The organism is Lichenihabitans sp. Uapishka_5 (genome assembly GCF_033947565.1).
In the GTDB taxonomy this organism is placed as follows: domain Bacteria; phylum Pseudomonadota; class Alphaproteobacteria; order Rhizobiales; family Beijerinckiaceae; genus Lichenihabitans.
Genome location: NZ_JARPVX010000212.1, coordinates 1 through 877, shown reverse-complemented (window position 1 = coordinate 877; position 877 = coordinate 1). Strand labels below are relative to the sequence as shown.

Here is an 877-nt window from a genome sequence, read left to right as displayed (position 1 = left end):
CCCTCCCTCGTCGAAACCCCTCAGTCTGTCTCATGAGCCCTGACGGCGGACAGTCTGCTGGTACACGGCCGCCCAGGGTGGCAGGTCGTTCGGCATCCAGCGCCAAGGGGCGCCCGTCTTGAGGATGTATCGCAGCCCGTTGAACACCTCTCGCAGCGCGTGCTCACGTTGCGGCGCCGCTTCGGACAACAAGGTCAGATATGGAGCAACAAGCGCCCATTCTTCATCGGAGACGTCAGACGGATACGGCTTGCGAATCATCCTCGCAAACTGAATCCACCCTCAGCATCAGTCCATAACAGCCTCTAGGGGCTCTCGTGCGGGTTTGCCTTCGTGAACGTTGGGATCCGCATGACCAGCCGGCTTCGGTCCCAAAGCTCTCCCTCATAGCTGCTCAACAGATCCCGAGCTTGCTGGATGGCCTTATTGTCACTTGGACCCAGCACCGTCACCGATATCTCGATCCGCCCGTTCGAACCGATAAGGTAGGCGCGATACGCGGATCTTGGGCCTTCAGAATGGTCCGGAAGTGCATGCGTCACGAGCGGGCTACGGGAGTGTGACGTCGTGAGACTCGACCGCCATCAAAGATGAGACGGAAACGGCCACCACGGAGGTGAGCAGGCGCGTTCCGTCCTCCTGCTCAATATTGACCACAATGGCCGTGCTTCGGCGACCTTTGCCGATCTCCTCGGAAGCTAGGTCAACCGCACCTTTGACGCCGAATGCGAGCGCGGCCTCGGGGGTGCCGAACTCGGCGCCCTCGTCGCGAGCGCAGTATTCCGAGTTGCGGAGATGGATGAATAGGAATGCCATAATCTAGCCTCACCAGGAGGCGCAAGCCAGAGCCCGCAGCCGTCAGCGCCTCGAAGCGATA

1 protein-coding gene and 1 pseudogene are annotated in these 877 nt (G+C 60.7%); both read right to left on the bottom strand.

All coding sequences use genetic code 11. The features are described from left to right. Nucleotides 1–45 precede the first annotated feature (45 nt). Nucleotides 46–261, bottom strand: a pseudogene (locus tag P7D22_RS23250) (transposase); the annotation flags it as partial. Nucleotides 262–549: 288 nt separating this feature from the next. Next, nucleotides 550–816: a DUF6894 family protein gene (locus P7D22_RS23245; RefSeq protein ID WP_319936610.1), complete on the bottom strand. Its 267-nt coding sequence runs from the start codon at nucleotides 814–816 to the stop codon at nucleotides 550–552. Nucleotides 817–877: the final 61 nt, after the last annotated feature.